The organism is Gardnerella sp. DNF00497B (assembly GCF_049262725.1).
GTDB lineage: Bacteria > Actinomycetota > Actinomycetes > Actinomycetales > Bifidobacteriaceae > Bifidobacterium > Bifidobacterium leopoldii.
Genome location: NZ_CP058400.1, coordinates 445,543 through 464,427, shown reverse-complemented (window position 1 = coordinate 464,427; position 18,885 = coordinate 445,543). Strand labels below are relative to the sequence as shown.

The following is an 18,885-nucleotide window of genomic DNA, read 5'->3' as shown; positions in this document are numbered from 1 at the left end:
ACAGCACCTCTTTTATTTGCAATTAAGGCTAATTTAACCTTCTAAAAAACCAAGCAGCAACAAGCTATATAAGACTTTTTGCGTCCAATTTTGCAATATCGCTAGAAGATAGCACTTCGTAAGCATTGCGGTAAAGCCGCGGCACGCGAGGTCCGATTCCAGTCATGATTTCGTAGCTGATTGTTCCTGCAGCTTCTGCCCAATCGTCGGCAGTAGGCTCAGCAAATTCCACACCTCTTCCAGGACCAAAAAGCGTTACAGTATCGCCTTCTCGGACGCCTAACTCTGCAGCATCGCCTTTTAAATCAACTATGAACTGATCCATGCAAACTCGCCCTGAAACATTCAAAATTCGCGCACCTTTATTGGTTTCTACTCTAACCGGTCCGCCCTGCTTATCAACATGACGCGCACCTTGCATATCAAATCCGGAAGCAGATCGCAAAATTCCGTCAGCGTAACCAAGCGGCACAATAGCAGTACTCGTATTATTTGGAGTTAAATACGTGCGCCCGTAGGAAATTCCATGCCCTTCTTCTACAGCTTTTACAGTGCCAAGTTGCGCTTGAAGCGTCATAGCTGGTTGCAATCCATAAGTTTGAGAATCCCCCATTGCAGGATCCGGCTCGTATCCATACAAACCAATTCCTGGTCTAACAAGCTCAAAACGAATTTCTGGACGATTAAGCGTTGCAGCAGTATTCGCTAAATGGCGGATTTTAGGTGCCACAGATGCTTCTTTCATGCGATTTGTAAACTCGTGGAATTGTTGGATTTGCCGGTCGGTTGCATCTACAAATTCTGGAACATCAGGAGAATCTGCCACAGCTAAGTGACTCCATTGGCCAATAACCTCAATTACGCCTTCACTAGAGTATTGTTGCAATTTTTCTAGAGCGGCACTAAAACCTTCTGGCGTAAAACCGTTTCGTCCAAAACCAGTATCGACTTTTACGTGCACGCGAGCAGGTTTACCTAACTTTCGTGCAGCAAAAGCTACAGCATCAAGAGAGTCAACAGAGCCTACTGAAATATCGATATCTGCTGTAATCAGATCTGCAAATCTCGTAGTTGGAGCGCTAGTAAGCCAAGTGAGAATATGGCAACGGCTAGAATCAATACCAGCTGCACGCAAACGCAACGCTTCGTACGGTTGAGCTGTGCCAAGCCAAGTAGCACCTCCAGCCAAAGCCGCGAGCGCACTAGGAACAAGCCCGTGACCGTATCCGTCTGCTTTTACGACTCCCATAACTTCCGGCGCATTCTGACTAGGCTGCAAATCTTGCGAAACGCGCTCAACCAAAGTACGCATATTGTCTCGAAGCGCCTTCAAATCGACAATTACTTGCCCAGGGTATACGCTTAACGTGCGAGCATAGTTTGCTTCTAACATTGCCGCATTACGTGCACTATTACTTGCCGCATTACTTAAATCTGTACTCATAACTCACCTAACTGATTTAGTATGCTTTAATGCTACATGCTCTTTTGCATACTCTCCATAAGCTTTTTAAGAACACATGCGCATTTCATATGACATGATTAAGTGTTTGCACCCATTGGTATGCAATACGTACTGCACTGTGCGCACGATCTGGAATAACGACCAATCCACAACGACTAAACCCTGCACGCGTAATTACTTTTTGCATAATCACGTTATCTGGATGCGTATCAATGCGTACATTATTATAGTTTTGCTGCACCCAATGCAAGCACGCTGTTGCCATTTTTGGTTTTATTCCCGAAGATGCTAAGCGGTGAATTGTTACATAAGGGGAAATATCATCAAGCCATGCACCGTCAATACTGGCATACACTTCATCAACACCTTCGCATAATGCGAATTGCGCTAAAATACGCTCGTTATGCGATTCTGGATCCTCGTCAACAATCAAATAGAAACGTTTTAAACGAATATCCTCAATAACACTTGAAACAAGTGGAAAACTATTCCCCCACTGATGAGGATTGCCTGTAACACGCATAAATTTGCGAGCATTTTCATAAATATGCTCAATATTTCGCAAGTCACCAAGAGTTGCTTTTCTCAATGTTATATCTTCCATGCCAACCTCTAAAAGAAACCAAATAAAATCACGCAAAATTAGCTAATTATTACTTACACAAGTTTGCGCTCAAAAGGATCCGAACTAATTCCCTTCGCTAGAATATCTTTACACCATTGACTAGCACCAAATAAACTGTGGTCTCTATAGTTGCCGCAAGATTCAATAGTTGTTGCAGGAACATCATCCCAGGTGGCATTAAACGCAATAAACTCAAGAGATTCCTTTAAAGCGCGCGCCACATCTTCTGTGCTGTGTTCGCCCCAAGTTAGCAGATGAAAACCAGTTCTGCAGCCAAAAGGCGAGCAATCAATATAGCCATCAATACGCTCACGAAGTAACACTGCAATCATATGCTCAATTGTGTGCAAAGCTGCAGTAGGAATCGCTTCCTCATTAGGCTGCGTTAAACGAATATCATAGTTGGAAATAACATCCCCATTAGGACCTTTTTGCGTATTGATATAGCGCACATAAGGTGCTTTTACTTTAGTATGATCTAGTTCAAAACTTTCTGGTCTAGGTCTAGACGCATCCTGCTTATTCATAAGTATTCCCTTCACTTAACTACACAATAAACAACGTACTCTTTAACGTAGTGAGTACTTCTATAGTAGACGGTAGTTGCCTAATTAGTTGAAAGATTTATTAGTAGAAAGATTTATTTACATGATTGCTGCGTTTACAAGAGCACGAGTGTAGTCATTTTGTGGATTATTGAGCACATCATTTACACTGCCACATTCCACAACTTTTCCTTCATTAAGAACAATAACTCGCGTTGCTAAATGCCGGATCATACCCAAATCATGACTTACAAATATGCATGACATGCTTTTACGCTCGGAGCGAATGGATGCAAAAGCGTCTAAAATGCGAGTTCTTTCCGCAACATCAATTGCACTCATAGGCTCGTCAGCAAGCAAAACTCGAGGATTATTGATTAATGCGCGAGCAATACAAACACATTGCGCTTGACCGCCAGAAAGCTCGTGAGGATGACGTTCCAAAAAATCTTCAGGTTTTAAGCCTACTAATTTCAGCATTTCACAAACACGCTGCTCAATAGTTGCATCGTCTAATTTAAGCGATTTTTGCCATATTCTAAGAGGCTCAGCAACACTTTTTTGAACTGTCCAGCGTGGATCCAATGCGGCAAACGGATGCTGAAATACAAGCGACGATTCGCGTCTCATAAGCGTACAAGCATTTTTATTTACTTCTAATAAATTGGCATTATTTACAATTTCACCGCAATAAGTAACGTTTCCTTCGCAAAGAGTTTCAAGCCCCAACATAGCGCGTATAAGAGTTGTTTTGCCGGAACCAGATCCGCCAATAATCGCCAAAGATTCGCCGATATTAAGATTTAAATCTACGCCTCTTAACACTTCAGCACGAGTTTTTGCGCGACCTAAAATAACGTGAATATTTTTTGCATTTATAAGCGAATTCTCTTCACTATTGCCAATACGGGAATTAAATTTCTTAGAATCAACGTTTGCAGAACCAGTATTTGCAAAATCAACATTTGCAGAACCCACTTTTACAGAATCTAAATTTTTAGAACCTAAATTTTGCGCTCTAAAAGTCAACTTTTTAGCAGCACTCACTAATTGTTTAGTAGAAGAAATACGCGGATTATCAAGCAAATTCTTAATATTTTCACTATCGACCACACGCCCAGAATCAAGCACATAGCAACGATTAGCAGCATGCGAAAGCACAGAAAAATCGTGCGTTACAAAAAGCATTGAAGCGCCCATATCATCTACAAGTGAAGCAAGCATTCGCACAACTTCACTTTGTGTAACCGAGTCAAGCGCGGTAGTAGGCTCATCAGCCAAAATCAAACGCGGAGAAGTAATCAAAGCTGTAGCAATACCAACTCGCTGCTGTTGACCTCCAGAAAGCTCAAACGTGCGTTTAGATGCGAGATTTTTCGACAACCCTACTTTTTCAAGCATCATGCATACTCGATTGTGAATATCGTCATCATCTAGATTGTAATGTATTCGCAAAGGCAAAGAAATTTGTTTTTCAACGCTTAACATTGGATTAAGCGCTCTATTAGCCTGCTGAAATACTACACCAACGTATTTTCCGCGAATAGAAGCTAAATTTTCATCTTTTGCTTTCACTGTTTGAAAATTGCCAAGCATACAAGAGCCTGAAATTTCAGCATTTGACGGCAATAATCCAGTTATAGCTCGAATTAGCATAGATTTGCCAGAGCCAGAGGAACCAACTAAGCCAACACGCTCACCGTCAGAAATCTCAATTGATACGTTGTCAAGAATTAGTTTTCCGCCAAGTTTTAGCGTGAGATTTTGAATATTTAAGCTCATTTTTCCCCTACTTTATTCGTACTTTTTGATGAAGGATCTAAAACTTTGCGCAATACGTCACCAAAAAGATTAAGAGCAACAACAACCACAGTCACAATCAAACCCGGCCAGACAACCGATAAAGGATTTACGTGAATTAACGAAACAGAAGTAGCCAACACGCGCCCCCAGCTAGGAACTCCAGAAGGAACACCAATACCCAAGTATGTTAAGCCACTTTCAGCCAAAATAACAGTTCCTGCAGAAAGAGAAAGCTCAACAAAAGCAACAGGAATAATATTTGGTAAAACATGATGAATAAGAACATATTTACGCGAGGAACCTTGCAAAACAGCTGAAGTCACATAATCAGATTGCAACGCAAGCTGCGCACTAGGTCGTACAATACGTGCTAAATTCAAGCCATAGCCAGTTCCACAAGCAATAACAATCACAACAACACTAGCTCCAAACGGAACTGCAAGTATAAGCGCAATTAAAACAGTTGGAATAGAAATCAATGCGTCAACAGACATAATGCTTATTGTGCGAACAATTTGTGAACTAGAAATCATAAAGCTCAAAACAATAAACCCAATACAAGTAGCAACTAGAACAGTAGAAAAAACGAGAATCAGCTCAATTCTTGAACCTGCCATAAGCCAACTAAGCATATCTGAACCAGTGCCGTCCATGCCAAGCCAATGCGAAAAAGACGGCTTCTGCCATACTTTAAAACCATTAGTTTCTAAAAGTGAGTACGGAGTCCATAAAAGCGAAAGCAAAGCAACAAAAAACCATATTGCAAACGTTAAACACACAAATTTACCGAAAGTAGCATTCCATATGCGCTTAAACAAAGTAGATTTTACTTTGATACTTTTTTTAGACATATTGCACATAAAAACTCACCTTATTCGCATGTTAGATTCAACAATAGGAAATTAATTCAAACTATCTTTAGATAACCTAGGGTCAAGTAGTCGATGGGTAATGTCAACTACAAAGCCGATTAGTAAGAACAGCGCAGCAAGCATAAAAAGCTCACCTTGCACTGCAATTAGATCGCGCAAACCAACATCTCGAACCATTCCCGTACCAATACCAGGTAAGGAAAACAGGTTTTCAATAACCATCACGCCCATAACCATATGAGCGAAAGTTAAACCAATAACAGATACAAGTTGAGGAAGAGCAAGTCGCAAACCAACACGCCACACAACTTGTTTGCGAGTCATTCCGCAAGCCATAGCTTGAGAAGCTACTTCACTTTTAACAATATTTTCAACAGTTGCAGCAGTGTAACGCATAAAACTAGAGCCAACAATAAGTCCTACTGTAAGAGCCGGAATAAGAAGAGACGCAAAAGCTTCAGGAAATTCGCTCCAGCCATCTGTAGGGAAACCTTGAGTTGGCAACAAACTGAACACACCAATACCGCGTCCTAATAGCAAAATAAGTAGCATGCAACCCCATAATGCTGGAACAGAGCCTGCTGTAATAGCCAAAAAGCGCATAATTGCCTGTGAAAGTTTGCCTTCATGAGTAATTTGCAAACATCCAAGTGAAATACCAACCACTAAAGCAATAAACAGACCCAAAAGAATCAGCGGAAAAGTAATAGAAGCACGCATCGCAATAGTTGAACTTACAGAACGACCAGTTAACATAGACACGCCAAAGTCACCGCGGAAAACACCACAAATCCAGTCAACATACTGCATAAAAAGTGGTTTATTAATACCAAGTTCTGCTCTAAGCTCCTCTACTTTTCCGCTAGGAGCGTTTAAGCCGGCCATAACTTGCGCAACATCGCCCGGAAGTACACGTAACGATATGAAAATAACTACAGAAATACCAAGTAAAGCGAGAGTAAACAGCAATACTCTGTAGCAAATCATGCGAAACATAAAATGCCTCCTTTCTATGTTCTTCTAGTCGAAACACACCACAAATACACAAATTCGGGCACAGTGCAGTTTGCGTGCTGCGCGAGTGTCTCATTTTGCATGTTTTGGGACACTCGCGCAGATTACGCTCGCGCGCTTTGACCGAGCTTGAAATCAACAGGATTTCAAGCTCCTTCAAAGCGTGATTTGGCTCAATTGTGAAGCACGGTGTGCTTCACATGCTAAATCAGCCGAACGGCTATGCCGTGAGGAATATGCGCGAAGGCAGGTCGTCAGCGCACACAAACCACAACCAAATTCCCAATGTGCCCACATGTGAGTCTTCCCTGCCTTCGTCAATCGAGACGAAGGCAGACCTCGCTTGCGCTGAAAGCACACTGTGCTTTCAACTTGAGCAAGCTCGGCGCTCCGAGTTGCCTTCGCGCGCTACGCTCTATGCGCGAAGGCAGGTCGTCGCGCACAGCTAACACAAAATCAGTTAAGCCGCAGGTTGTATAGCGGCAAAATCTCTTGATTCATGTCAAAAGGCATTCCTTCAAGATTCTTCATTTTCGCAGTTACAACGCGATAGTTAAACAGCCAATCAGCAGGAGCATCCTCGCTAATAATTCGCGCAGCTTTAGCAAGCAATTTATTTGACTCTTTAGGATCCGCACAAAGCATAGCTTTAGCATACAAATCCTGGACTTGCTTATTGTCGTAACCGTAGTAATACGTAGGATCCGCCCACTGCCCAAAATCGTGACTCTCATTGTGATCAACCATCGACAAATCATACTGCTTATTCTTATAAACATCTTGAAGCCAAGTAGTAAACTCAACAATATTAACTTTCAAATTGATTCCAATAGGCTTCAATTGCGAGCGCAGCTGATCGCCAATTTGCGTGCCGTAAATATTCGGATAAGTAAGCGTCAAATCCATAGGATGAGATTCGTCAAATCCGACTTCCTTCATTAGCTCCTTAGCGCGCTGCAAATCATGAGGATACAGCTTAGTTAAATCCTCATAACCAGGGTCAAGAGAAGGAATTGGACCACCAAGAGCTAAATCCGTGCCGCCACGAGATGCAATAATTTGCTTGTGATCAATCGCGTAACGAATAGCTTTGCGCACGCGCTTATCCTTAGTACGTTCGCCTTTCATATTCATAGCTAGAACAAATTTATCTGTGCCATTACCTGCACTGACATCGTAACGCTTGGAATCATCTTTAAAAGGCTTAGCAAGTTGACCAGAAATAGGAGCTAATGCTTGCACAGAACCGGAAGAAAGTGCGTCAACCGCTGCGTTATCGTCAACAAAATAGCGAACTACTATCTTATTAGTTTGCGCACGATGAATACCTTTATAACGCGGATTTGCTTTTAAAACAACACGATCATTTGGCACAAATTTGTCAATTAAATACGGTCCAGAACCAACTGCTTGAGTTTTTGCATCATACTTTGCGCTTTTATCAAAAACTAAACCTGAACGACTGCAAAGTGCCCACAAAAGCTTAGCATTTGGCTCTTTAAGAGTGATTTCAAACGTGTAATCATCTTTTGCTTTAGCAGACTCAACTTTTCCAACCATGTTAGAGCCGCGATATTTTTTAGCAATAAGCTCGCTAAACGACCATTCTGCATCATGCGCAGTAAGCTTATTGCCGTTAGAAAATACAGCACCCTTACGCATGTGGAATGTGTAACGCAAACCATCTTTACTTACTTCCCAGCTTTGAGCTAACGAAGGAACTACCTGATTAGTAGCATTGCGAGCAACTAAGCCTTCATACACGTTACCAATAAGCAACTGGTCGAGTGAGGAACCTGATTGATTACGGATATCAAGATTCGTAGGAGCTAACTTTAGACCTATAGATACAGTTTTGTTCGAAATTTCCGATACTGAATTTGATTTATTTGGTTTATTAGATGTAGTAAGAGTTGCAAAAATTGCACTAAACACTACTACCAAAACAATAGCTAAGCTAAATAGCCAGATCTTGCCCATTTTGCGTTTCGAGCCTGAATAAGCATATTTTTCAGCTTCATTCAGCGAAGAGTCAGTGCTCGCAGCGAAAGAAGTGCTTTTATTAGTCTCATTGTTAGTTTTACCGGAGAATTTTTCAGTCGCGCCGTTTTCTTCGTGCACGCTTTCCTCAGGTTTGCTGTTAGCCATACCATAAACCTTTCTTAATGGCATATAAACATTATTTATTTGTTATTATTTATTTCTTTATTTATTCTTTATTTATTCTTGTCTTATAGCTCGCCGCTTTATTGGAAATGCACATTTGCAAACATAACTATTTGCATACCACATAAACCCAAATACAAGTCGACTGCATTACTAATCGTAGTCGATTGACAAGCCAGTCTCATCTATGGCGCGTCCAAAAAATCAAATCATATTTTGTATATTTTTGTAATATTTTTATACCAATACATATGAGATATATCCTACGAATGTGGTTAAATTCCAACAGAACGTAAACTTGCAAACGTACGCAATAATCGACATAAGATTAAAGCGTAGAAGCGCGCAAATTCACGAAATATTAAGATGCATACACGTATCTCATATGTTAAAGCTCATATGTTAAAGCTAAAGCGAGGAATGATGGCTGAGAACTTGAATACTACGGTAACTGTGAACGAATCCTCGGATCCGCAAAACAAAAGCGGCGAAGACCGTACAGCATTGAACCGTCAACTGGCACAAATGCTTAAAGGCGGCGTGATTATGGATGTCACCACCCCAGAGCAGGCGCGAATTGCTGAGGATTCTGGCGCGTGCGCAGTTATGGCTTTGGAACGTATTCCTGCTGATATTCGCGCAGCCGGCGGCGTTTCTCGTATGAGCGACCCAGCAATGATTCACGGCATTCAAGAGGCTGTGTCTATTCCTGTTATGGCAAAATGCCGCATCGGTCACTTTGTTGAAGCACAAGTGCTTGAAGCTATCGAGATCGACTACATCGACGAAAGCGAAGTGCTTTCTCCAGCCGACGACGTGTATCACATCAATAAGCGCGATTTTGCTGTGCCTTTCGTTTGCGGCGCTAAGGATTTGGGCGAAGCTTTGCGCCGAATTAACGAAGGTGCTTCCATGATTCGCACTAAGGGCGAGCCTGGAACTGGAGACGTGATTCAGGCTGTGCGTCACATGCGCATGATGAATTCCGCAATTCGTAAGCTTACAAGCATGCGCGAGGATGAGCTTTTTGAAGAAGCCAAAAATTTGCGCGTGCCTTTCGAACTCGTAAAATACGTTGCACAAAACGGCAAGCTTCCTGTTGTTAACTTCGCAGCCGGCGGCGTTGCTACCCCAGCCGACGCTGCTTTAATGATGCAGCTTGGTGCCGAAGGCGTATTCGTTGGCTCCGGCATCTTTAAGTCTGGAGACCCAGCAAAGCGCGCTGCCGCAATCGTTAAGGCTGTAACTAATTACAAGGATGCCAAGATGATTGCTCAACTTTCCGAAAACTTGGGCGAAGCTATGGTTGGCATTAACGAGCAGGAAATCAAGCTTTTAATGGCTGAGCGAGGCGAGTGATTTTGTCAAACTCACCTACCAATACTGATAACTCCGCTCATACTGTAGCAGTTTTAGCTGTTCAAGGTGCTTTTCTTGAACATCGCTTAATGCTTGAAAAATTAGGCGCACACGTTATTGAACTTCGTCAAGCGCGCGATTTGGAGCAGTCTTTTGACCGCTTAGTACTTCCGGGCGGCGAAAGCACTGTGCAGGCTAAGCTTCTTCGTGAGCAAAATATGCTCGAACCTTTGCGCGAGCGCATTGCAGGAGGAATGCCTGTTCTTGGCACTTGCGCAGGTTTGATTTTGCTTGCGAAAAACGTAGAAGGTGACGAAGTAAACGGTTTTGGCACTTTAGACGTAACAGTTAAACGCAATGCTTACGGACGCCAGCTCGGAAGCTTCCATTGCGAGGCTGAGTTTGGTGAGCTAGGCAATGTGCCGATGACGTTTATTCGCGCGCCTTACATTGCAGAAGTAGGCTCTAATGCCAAAGCTCTTGCAACTGTAGATGGTCATGTTGTCGCCGCGTGCCAAGGAAAGCAAATCGGCACATCCTTCCACCCGGAGCTTGACGACGATATGCGAATCCATCAGCTTTTCCTGGATTTGTAATCGAATTTGCAAATAAAAACGTAAGTAAAGCGCCAGTTAAAGCGTAAATCTTAAATAAGTTACATACAAACCTTCGCAAGTAGCAATATTTGCGGAGGTTTTTGATTCTGAACATTGACACAGAACGAAAACTATCCTGCCTTCATATTTATCGACGAAGGCAGACCTCCCTCACATTTGGAGCACAACACAACCCAAAGCCCTCCAAGCACGAGCAAAATTACCCACGTTTGGAGCAAAAAACAACAAATAAACGATATTTACTATTAGCGCAAGTTTCGCTGATAAATCGAAGCCATACCTTTGAAAATAAGATCCGGATCGTAATAATCAATCGATTGCACGTCATTTTCAAAAAGCCTACCCAAGCCACCAGTAGCAACTACCTTAAATGGCTCGTCTATTTCAGTTTTAAATTGTGCAATTGTACGCTCAATTCCACCCAAGAAGCTGTAATATAATCCAGCTTGCATTGCGAGTTTAGTAGATTTTGCAAGAACAGACTGCGGTCTAGCTATTTCCACTTCTGGAAGCTGAGCCGTGTTATCCCAAAGTGCCGCAGCTGCAGTACGAATACCTGTGCAAATAAGTCCGCAAGTAATAGCACCACTTTTATCTATATAGTTGTAAGTTGTTGCCGTACCAAAATCAATAACTAGTACAGATCCTCCATACTCACTAAACGCACCAACGCAATCAGCTAAACAATCCGCGCCAAGAGTTCTTGGCTCATCAATACGAATATTCATACCGGTTTTAACACCAGGACCTACAATCATAGGATCAATATGAAGAAATTTGATAATACTAGCGCGGAATGAATGCATAACTTTCGGCACAACAGAAGCAACGATAACATCTTCAACATCGTTTATTGTAAATCCGCTTAAATGCAAAAATTGCGCAATCATAATGCCATACTCGTCTGATGTATGATTAGACTTTGTTGTCATACGATAAGTGCCAACAATTTGGTTATTTTCCAAAAAACCCAGCACAATATTCGTATTACCAATGTCTACTGCTAATAACATGTGTGCCTACTTCCTATATTGACATTTACGGATTAATTAAGTTAATCTGCAATCACGCGCGCACGTATTGTATGTGTATTTATACTATCCTATTGTATTTATACTACTTTTGCTAATGATCTTACTTTTACGCAAAATTAAGCTGCTTTTACGAAATCACTTAATTTTAATACGTTACGAAATTATCTAACTACAAATCCTTGATTGTAACCATATTCTTGAAGATCTTTTTCCCACAATAAAAGACCATCTTTTAAAGAAATACGTTTACCAGGATCATCTGGAAGCCACAATTTACTTCCATCATCTTGAGTAACACCAGCATCAATCATGGCTTGCACGTTTAATCTAGCTAAAGATTTAACACTCCAGTCATATGCTTGACCCATAGTTGCTCTAAAATCACTTCGCGAATACACTTCAAAAGGCAAATACCTGTATCCCGTATCCACGCGATTAGCGGCATCTGCAAATACACGATTAAACTTCTGGCCGCCAAAATAAGGTATATCAATGCCTCGTGAATCACGAATAGTAGCTCTATCTAAAAATGACTTATCTCTAAGCGTAACAACATCTGCAGGAAACGCTCCACCATTGACACGAGTACGAATTCCATGCATATCATGGCATACAAAATTCACAAATCGCATTGCTGCTTCAGGCTTACGACTCGATTTAAGCACAGATAACGAAGAACCGCCCATTTCTGCATTACGCTTTTCTCCGTGCATAGTTGGCACATTCGTCACCTTCCACAATCCTGCAGTTCCAGGCACATTTTCCAGAAGCAAAGACGGCATCCAGGCTCCTGAGAAAACAGAAGCAATCTTGCCAGCTCCAACACCGTTCTTCCAGCGTTGACTCCAAGTTGTAGTTCTAATGTCAATCAATCCTTCATCAATCATTGATTGCCAGAACTTTGTAAACTCTTCAGTACCCTTATCTTTGCTCAATCTAACAGTAACTGTTTTCCCATCATGAGAAGTCATAAACGGGTGTCCACCTGCAAGCCAAATCATAGCGTTATAAAAACTTGCGTCACCTGAGTCTGCTGCAATATACACACCGATATCTTTAAGCTTACGAGCAGCGTGACGGTAATCTTCCCAAGTGTGTATTTTTGTGGCATCTACACCAGCCTGCTTAAACACGTCATCATTATAAAACCAAGCCATTGGGCCAGAATCCATCGGCAAACCGTAAACACGTCCACCAAGTTGCACAGAAGACCATGTTCCAGGAGTATAGAATGTGCGAGTATTTTTCACACGATCAGTAATATCTAAAAGCTGTCCACTTACAGCATATTGCGGAAGAGCAAAATATTCTAATTGAACAATATCTGGCATACCATAGCCATCTTGAATAGCACTATTAAGATTGCTATATCCGCTAGTATCTTTTACAGTTACATGAACATCTGGATTATGTAATTCAAATTCTTCAGCAAGTCGTTTCATGCTTGGTTCCCAAGACCAAACACTAATTTGAGTTCTAGAATCTTTAGTTCCGCATCCGCAAGAAAACAGCAAAGAAAAAACACAAAGTATCGACAGAAGCAAGCGTCCAAAATGATTGCGTTGTTGCAAAATTCTTGCAAATGCAGACATAAGATTTGCCATCCGTTACTTTATGTTACTCAACGTTGTTATGCGCTTACTCAACAGTTACAGACTTTGCAAGATTACGAGGCTTATCAACATCATAACCTTTTAACTTTGCCATATCCATTGCAAATAATTGCAATGCAACTACATCTACAAGAGGACTTAGCAAAGTCGCACATTTAGGACGCCAGAACACAATATCTGCATAGCGAGAAGCATCTGGATCACCCTCTTCTGCAACAGCTATAGTGAAAGCTCCGCGCGCTTTAACTTCTTCAATTCCAGAAATAACTTTCGCATGAAGCACATCACGACCGCGAGAAGATGGCACAATCACAACTACCGGCTCACCTTCATCTACAAGCGCAATAGGACCGTGCTTAAGCTCACCCGCAGCAAAACCTTCAGTAAACGTATACGCAATTTCCTTAAGCTTCAACGCACCTTCTAGCGCAACAGGATATCCAACATGTCGACCTAAGAAAAGGAAAGATTTAGCTTCCAGAGTATGCTCAGCAGCTTTCATAATTGATTCAGATTGTGTATCAAGTACATACTGAATTTTATCCGGCATCTCTTTTAATTGCGCAACGATTTGCTGAATTTCGTCGCGATACATAGTGCCTTTTACTTGCGCCAAAAACAGACCAAGCATATAGGCCGCAACTATTTGCGCAACAAAAGCTTTAGTAGATGCAACTGCTATTTCTGGACCTGCATGCGTGTAAAGAACTGCATCAGATTCGCGCGGAATGCTAGAACCTTGCGTATTGCAAATTGCAAGAACTCGACTACCTTGCTCGCGCGCATGGCGCAAAGCCATAAGCGTGTCCATTGTTTCACCAGATTGCGAAATAGCAACAACCAGCGTGCGATGAGTCAAAATAGGATCACGATATCTAAACTCATGCGCTAATTCAACTTCTACAGGCACACGAACCCAATGCTCGATAGCATATTTTGCAACCAATCCGGCATAACTTGCAGTTCCGCAAGCAACAACAATAATTTTATCTATTGAACGCAAAACATCTTGGCTAATATGCACTTCATCTAGCACAATATTTCCTTGCGCATCAAAGCGACCTCGCAAAGTGTCAGCGACAGCATGTGGATCCTCATGAATTTCCTTATCCATAAAGGAATCCCAACCGCCTTTTTCTACTGCAGAAGCATCCCAATCAACCGTAAAACAAGTAGGATTTTCAACAATATTATTGTCAAAATCAGTTAGAAGCAAAGATGCCTTGCCGCTGCCATCTACATCTCCAATGCACACAGCTTGATCTTGACCAACTTCCAAGACTCGATCCGTATAAGCAACAAAAGCTGCAACGTCAGAGCCAAGGAAATATTCACCGTCTCCAAGACCTACGACCAAAGGCGAATCGTGACGAACAGCAGCCACAATACCAGGCTGACGAACGTCAACAGCAAGTAATGTGAAAGCTCCTTTTAACATTTTTGCTGTACGACGAAGAGCTGTGAATAAATCAGGCTTACCAGTTTCGTTTACAATATCATTCGCAATTTTGCCAAGTAATTTTGCAGCAACTTCAGTATCTGTTTGAGAAGAAAATTCGTATCCTTCTTCGTGAAGCTGCTCTTTTAATACAACAGCATTTTCAATAATGCCATTATGAATAAGCGCGATTTTGCCATCTGCACTAGTATGAGGATGCGCATTAATGTCACAAGGAGCACCATTAGTAGCCCAACGAGTATGACCAATAGCTGCACTCGCCTCAGGCATAGGGTTTGCATCAATATCATTGCGAAGAACAGATAAACGACCAGCTTTCTTTCTCACAGTCGCACATTTCATCCCAGGAGCAACTAAAGCTACGCCCGAAGAGTCATATCCGCGATATTCTAGACGCTCTAACCCACCTAAACAAACTTCTAAAGGTTTTGCACAAACTTTTCCAAAACCTGCGTATCCTACAATGCCACACATAATCTTCTATTGTACGTTATGCGAGCGAGTGCACGCCAGAGAAGCACACAAAAACTATGCAAAACTACATAAATAAGATACGTTTCTTACGTAAATTACAATACGTGATTTAGGAAATCTTTAAAACGATCAGTTTGCGGATTAGTAATAATATCTGCACTACCCTGCTCAACTATGACACCGCCATCCATAAACACAACCTGATCTGCAACCTCACGCGCAAAACCAATTTCGTGAGTTACTACAATCATAGTCATGCCATCTTTAGCAAGATTTCGCATAACGGTTAACACTTCACCTACAAGCTCTGGATCTAGCGCAGATGTTGGCTCGTCAAATAGCATAATTTCCGGTTTCATAGCAAGAGCGCGAGCAATTGCAACGCGCTGCTGCTGACCGCCTGAAAGTTCTGCAGGATAATGGTTCATACGCTCATCCATGCCAACTCGCTTTAACTCTTCAATAGCTAAATCGCGCGCTTCTTGAGCTTTCATATGCATAACATGAATAGGAGCTTCCATAACGTTTTCTAAAGCCGTCATATGAGGGAATAAATTAAAACGCTGGAATACCATGCCAAGCTTCGCACGCTGTTGAGCAATTTCTTTGTCGTTAAGAGCCTGCAGGCACTTCTCACCTTTATGCATTACTTGCTTTACGCCGATGCGCTCGCCATAAATACTTATACTTCCTGCAGTCAAAGTTTCTAGTTGATTAATTAAACGCAATAACGTCGATTTTCCAGAACCGGACGGACCCAAAATAACTGTTACGCTACCTGGATTCACTGTCATATTAATACCGTTAAGTACATGCAATTGACCGAAAGATTTCTGCACGTCGTTAATAGCAACCGCAGGAAGATTAGATTTTGCTTCTACCATTTATTCACATCCAATTTGTTTGTTTCATGCAAAATTTAAAGTTTACAAAGAAAAATATTTAAAATTTAAGCTATTATGCGTTTATTTAGGCATTAAATCCGAGCATAGCAGCATCATTTCGTCCTTTAACATTTTTCCGTTTAGCATCTAATGATTGATCGCCGCGCTGATCAGAATCAGTATTAAGTTGAGCATGCTTTACAATATCTCTTGCTTCAAAACCTTTAGCAAAATGCTTCTCGAGCATGTATTGCAAAACCATCAAAATGGAAGTAATAATCAAATACCAAATACTCGCAACAAGAAGAAGCGGAATTGGTTTATAGATACGGTTAGCAATAGCATTTGTAGCAAATTGCAATTCAAGAGTAAACGGAACTGCAAGAACTAACGAAGTCGTTTTTAGCATACCGATTGTTTCGTTACCAAGCGGAGGAACAATAATACGCATTGCTTGAGGAAGAATTATACGCCTCATAGTTAAAGCTCTACCCATTCCAAGAGCCTTAGCAGCTTCAACTTGTCCACTATCGACAGCTTCCAATCCTGCGCGAACAATTTCCGACAAATAAGCCGATTCATTCAAAGACAAACCAACTACAGCAGCAGTAAGAGAAGTCATAATTACATTAGAATCAATAGACCAAAATTCTACAGAAGTAAAAGGAATACCAATACCAATTCTCGGCACAAGAACCGCAAACATGCCCCAAAATACAAGCTGCGTATAAACAGGAGTACCACGGAAAAACCAAATAAAGAACCAACTTACGCCACGAAGCACAGGATTAACTGACTTGCGCATCATCGCTAAGCCTACAGCAAACACGATTGAAATTACCATAGCAATTAGCGTAAGAAGTAACGTCCAGCCAATACCAGAAAGCACGTTATCGCTTATTAAATATATTCCGACTACTTGCCATTCAAAACGAGGGTTAGTAATAATACTGTAAAGAAGCGAACATGCTATTACAGCTACAATGACTCCGGCAATAATAGGTCCTGGCTTTTTTACTGGCAAAATACGTTCAGAGTTAGCTACTCCGGACTTGCTCTTAGCAGAGTTACCAATTAAAGAATTCAAAATATGCTCCAATAAGTACGTTTATACAAAAACAGCAAAGTAAAGAAACAATCTGAGCCGAGAATTAAATCACGACTCAGATTAACGATATCATTTTAGATAATTATTCGATTATTTGATAGCTAAAGTTTGATAGCTAAAGTTTTATAGTTTTGGATTAACTACAGACTTTTCAATAGCAACATCTTCAACGCCCCACTTCTTCAAGATATCCTTGTAGACGCCGGACTTCATAAGCTTATCAATACCAGCTTTTACAGCCTTCAACATCGCTGCATCACCCTTTTTAACAGCCGCTCCCATTGGTTCAGAATCCTTGCTGTTTTCCAAAATTTCAAGCTTTCCAGGATTCTTAATTGAAGCGTAACCGGCAACAGGAGTATCTGCATACATAACATCAGCGCGACCGGAAAGAAGTGCGGTAGTTGCGTCAGTTTGCTCCTTGAAGCTCATGATTTCAAGAGGCTTATTCCCTTTAGCTGCGCACTGTTTCTTTGCTTCCTCCATAATAGGTTCGCCAACAGTTCCAGTTTCCAAAGTTACTTTCTTGCCACAAAGGTTCTTTGGATCTACCTTAGTAGGATTTCCCTTACGCACTTCAAAAGACAAACCTGCGTTTGCATAAGTAATAAAGTCTACAGACTTCATACGTTCAGCATTTACTGTAAAACCAGAAATACCGACATTATATTTGCTTCCTATTGCTGGAATGATTGAGTCAAACTGAGCATGCATAATTTTTGCTTTTAAGCCCATGACCTTTGCAAGAGCCTTCGAAAAATCAATTTCGTAACCTACAGGAGTTTTACCGTCTGCAGCAAAGAATTCTGCAGGGGCATAACTTACGTTTACACCAACAGTTAACTCTCCTGTTTTTGCAACTTCTGCTGGTACCAATGCTGCAACAGCATCATCTTTTTGCACATGACTTATATCATAGCTACGAGCAATATCAGGGTCTGCTTCTTTAGAATCAGCAGGTCCACATGCAGCAATACTGCCAATCATTACTAAAGATGCAACAATAGCAACAGGCTTCATAGATTTAAACATAGTTCTTCTCCTCATGTATGTACTAAGAATCTATAATTTGCATTAATGTGTATAACTATACACGATAACCCTACAAATTCAACAGCCTTTTATACGATTATTGAATATACGAAGATACTCATGCAGTACATCTGCACAATAATTATGCTTTTCATAAACAAAAACTGCATATTATTCGCAATAATGTATAATATGTGCGTGTCGTATTGTCGCACTTTCTATCCCATGCGAAGCGCACATGTGTTTCAAAAACGTATAAAAAGAAACATCAACTCTTAATCAATACTACGAGAACGCAGATTACGGTAACGCATTTCACGCAAGGCCTCTCGCTTATCTTGCTCCTCACGCAAAGCCTGACGCTTATCAAATTCCTTTTTACCGCGCGCTAAAGCAATTTCTACTTTTACGTAGCTTCCCTTAAAATACAAACGCAAAGGCACAACAGTGTAGCCTTTCGCCTCAGTTTGCCTAGAAAGCTTAGCAATCTCAGCAGCATGAAGCAGAAGCTTACGCTTGCGCTTAGGAGCATGATTATTCCATGTGCCGTTTAAATATTCAGGAATATTTGCTCCTTCAAGCCACATTTCACCACGACGATCAATATTCACAAATGATTCAGCTAAAGAAGCACGCCCTTCGCGAAGTGACTTAACTTCAGTACCAGTAAGAGCAAGACCTGCTTCATAACAATCTTCAATTACATAATCATGATGCGCTTTACGGTTTTGTGCCACAGTAACAGTGCCATCTTGCGCAGGCTTATTTGCCATAATTCCCCTCCAGTACACATCACACACAAAAGAAACTTGCCA

Annotated in this window: 16 protein-coding genes; 2 read left to right on the top strand and 14 right to left on the bottom strand. The window is 41.4% G+C overall.

Features of this window, described 5'->3' with window-relative positions:
• Positions 1–64 precede the first annotated feature (64 nt).
• From alr to HXT26_RS01565, 7 genes are all read right to left on the bottom strand, one after another.
• Positions 65–1,444: an alanine racemase gene (gene alr / locus HXT26_RS01595; RefSeq protein ID WP_064340221.1), complete on the bottom strand. Its 1,380-nt coding sequence runs from the start codon at positions 1,442–1,444 to the stop codon at positions 65–67.
• Between the two features lie 85 nt (positions 1,445–1,529).
• A complete protein-coding gene (locus HXT26_RS01590; RefSeq protein ID WP_032842431.1) occupies positions 1,530–2,069 on the bottom strand; it encodes a histone acetyltransferase in 540 nt (179 codons plus the stop codon).
• A 53-nt stretch (positions 2,070–2,122) separates the two neighbouring features.
• Positions 2,123–2,617, bottom strand: coding sequence for an S-ribosylhomocysteine lyase (locus tag HXT26_RS01585; protein WP_004118906.1), 495 nt, complete (start codon positions 2,615–2,617; stop codon positions 2,123–2,125).
• Between the two features lie 117 nt (positions 2,618–2,734).
• A complete protein-coding gene (locus HXT26_RS01580) occupies positions 2,735–4,417 on the bottom strand; it encodes an ABC transporter ATP-binding protein (protein WP_064340220.1) in 1,683 nt (560 codons plus the stop codon).
• Positions 4,414–5,298 carry an ABC transporter permease gene (locus HXT26_RS01575; protein ID WP_422112042.1) on the bottom strand — a complete coding sequence of 295 codons (885 nt, stop codon included), beginning with the start codon at positions 5,296–5,298 and terminating at the stop codon, positions 4,414–4,416. Before HXT26_RS01575 ends, HXT26_RS01580 begins: the two co-directional genes overlap by 4 nt.
• A 42-nt stretch (positions 5,299–5,340) precedes the next feature.
• Positions 5,341–6,306 (bottom strand): ABC transporter permease, encoded by a 966-nt coding sequence (locus HXT26_RS01570; protein WP_422112041.1) that lies wholly within the window; start codon positions 6,304–6,306, stop codon positions 5,341–5,343.
• 474 nt (positions 6,307–6,780) lie between these two features.
• A complete protein-coding gene (locus tag HXT26_RS01565; RefSeq protein WP_116442786.1) occupies positions 6,781–8,472 on the bottom strand; it encodes an ABC transporter substrate-binding protein in 1,692 nt (563 codons plus the stop codon).
• Positions 8,473–9,015: 543 nt separating this feature from the next.
• On the opposite strand from HXT26_RS01565, the gene pdxS reads away from it, so the two are divergent.
• Positions 9,016–9,849, top strand: coding sequence for a pyridoxal 5'-phosphate synthase lyase subunit PdxS (gene pdxS, locus HXT26_RS01560; protein ID WP_064340158.1), 834 nt, complete (start codon positions 9,016–9,018; stop codon positions 9,847–9,849).
• Positions 9,846–10,445: a pyridoxal 5'-phosphate synthase glutaminase subunit PdxT gene (gene pdxT, locus HXT26_RS01555; RefSeq protein ID WP_004118885.1), complete on the top strand. Its 600-nt coding sequence runs from the start codon at positions 9,846–9,848 to the stop codon at positions 10,443–10,445. Before pdxS ends, pdxT begins: the two co-directional genes overlap by 4 nt.
• A gap of 266 nt (positions 10,446–10,711) precedes the next feature.
• On the opposite strand, the gene HXT26_RS01550 is transcribed toward pdxT, so the two are convergent.
• From HXT26_RS01550 to smpB, 7 genes are all read right to left on the bottom strand, one after another.
• Positions 10,712–11,479 carry a type III pantothenate kinase gene (locus HXT26_RS01550; RefSeq protein ID WP_004107486.1) on the bottom strand — a complete coding sequence of 256 codons (768 nt, stop codon included), beginning with the start codon at positions 11,477–11,479 and terminating at the stop codon, positions 10,712–10,714.
• 182 nt (positions 11,480–11,661) lie between these two features.
• Positions 11,662–13,092: an ABC transporter substrate-binding protein gene (locus HXT26_RS01545; RefSeq protein WP_064340159.1), complete on the bottom strand. Its 1,431-nt coding sequence runs from the start codon at positions 13,090–13,092 to the stop codon at positions 11,662–11,664.
• A gap of 46 nt (positions 13,093–13,138) precedes the next feature.
• Positions 13,139–15,046 carry a glutamine--fructose-6-phosphate transaminase (isomerizing) gene (glmS, locus tag HXT26_RS01540; RefSeq protein ID WP_004107482.1) on the bottom strand — a complete coding sequence of 636 codons (1,908 nt, stop codon included), beginning with the start codon at positions 15,044–15,046 and terminating at the stop codon, positions 13,139–13,141.
• Positions 15,047–15,141: 95 nt separating this feature from the next.
• Positions 15,142–15,930: an amino acid ABC transporter ATP-binding protein gene (locus tag HXT26_RS01535; RefSeq protein ID WP_004107481.1), complete on the bottom strand. Its 789-nt coding sequence runs from the start codon at positions 15,928–15,930 to the stop codon at positions 15,142–15,144.
• 85 nt (positions 15,931–16,015) lie between these two features.
• The gene (locus HXT26_RS01530) at positions 16,016–17,017 is read right to left on the bottom strand and encodes an amino acid ABC transporter permease (protein ID WP_004118856.1); all 1,002 of its coding nucleotides are present in this window, start codon (positions 17,015–17,017) and stop codon (positions 16,016–16,018) included.
• A gap of 144 nt (positions 17,018–17,161) precedes the next feature.
• Positions 17,162–18,070: an ABC transporter substrate-binding protein gene (locus tag HXT26_RS01525; RefSeq protein ID WP_004118845.1), complete on the bottom strand. Its 909-nt coding sequence runs from the start codon at positions 18,068–18,070 to the stop codon at positions 17,162–17,164.
• A 275-nt stretch (positions 18,071–18,345) separates the two neighbouring features.
• Positions 18,346–18,843 (bottom strand): SsrA-binding protein SmpB, encoded by a 498-nt coding sequence (gene smpB / locus HXT26_RS01520; RefSeq protein WP_004107461.1) that lies wholly within the window; start codon positions 18,841–18,843, stop codon positions 18,346–18,348.
• Between the last annotated feature and the right edge of the window lie 42 nt (positions 18,844–18,885).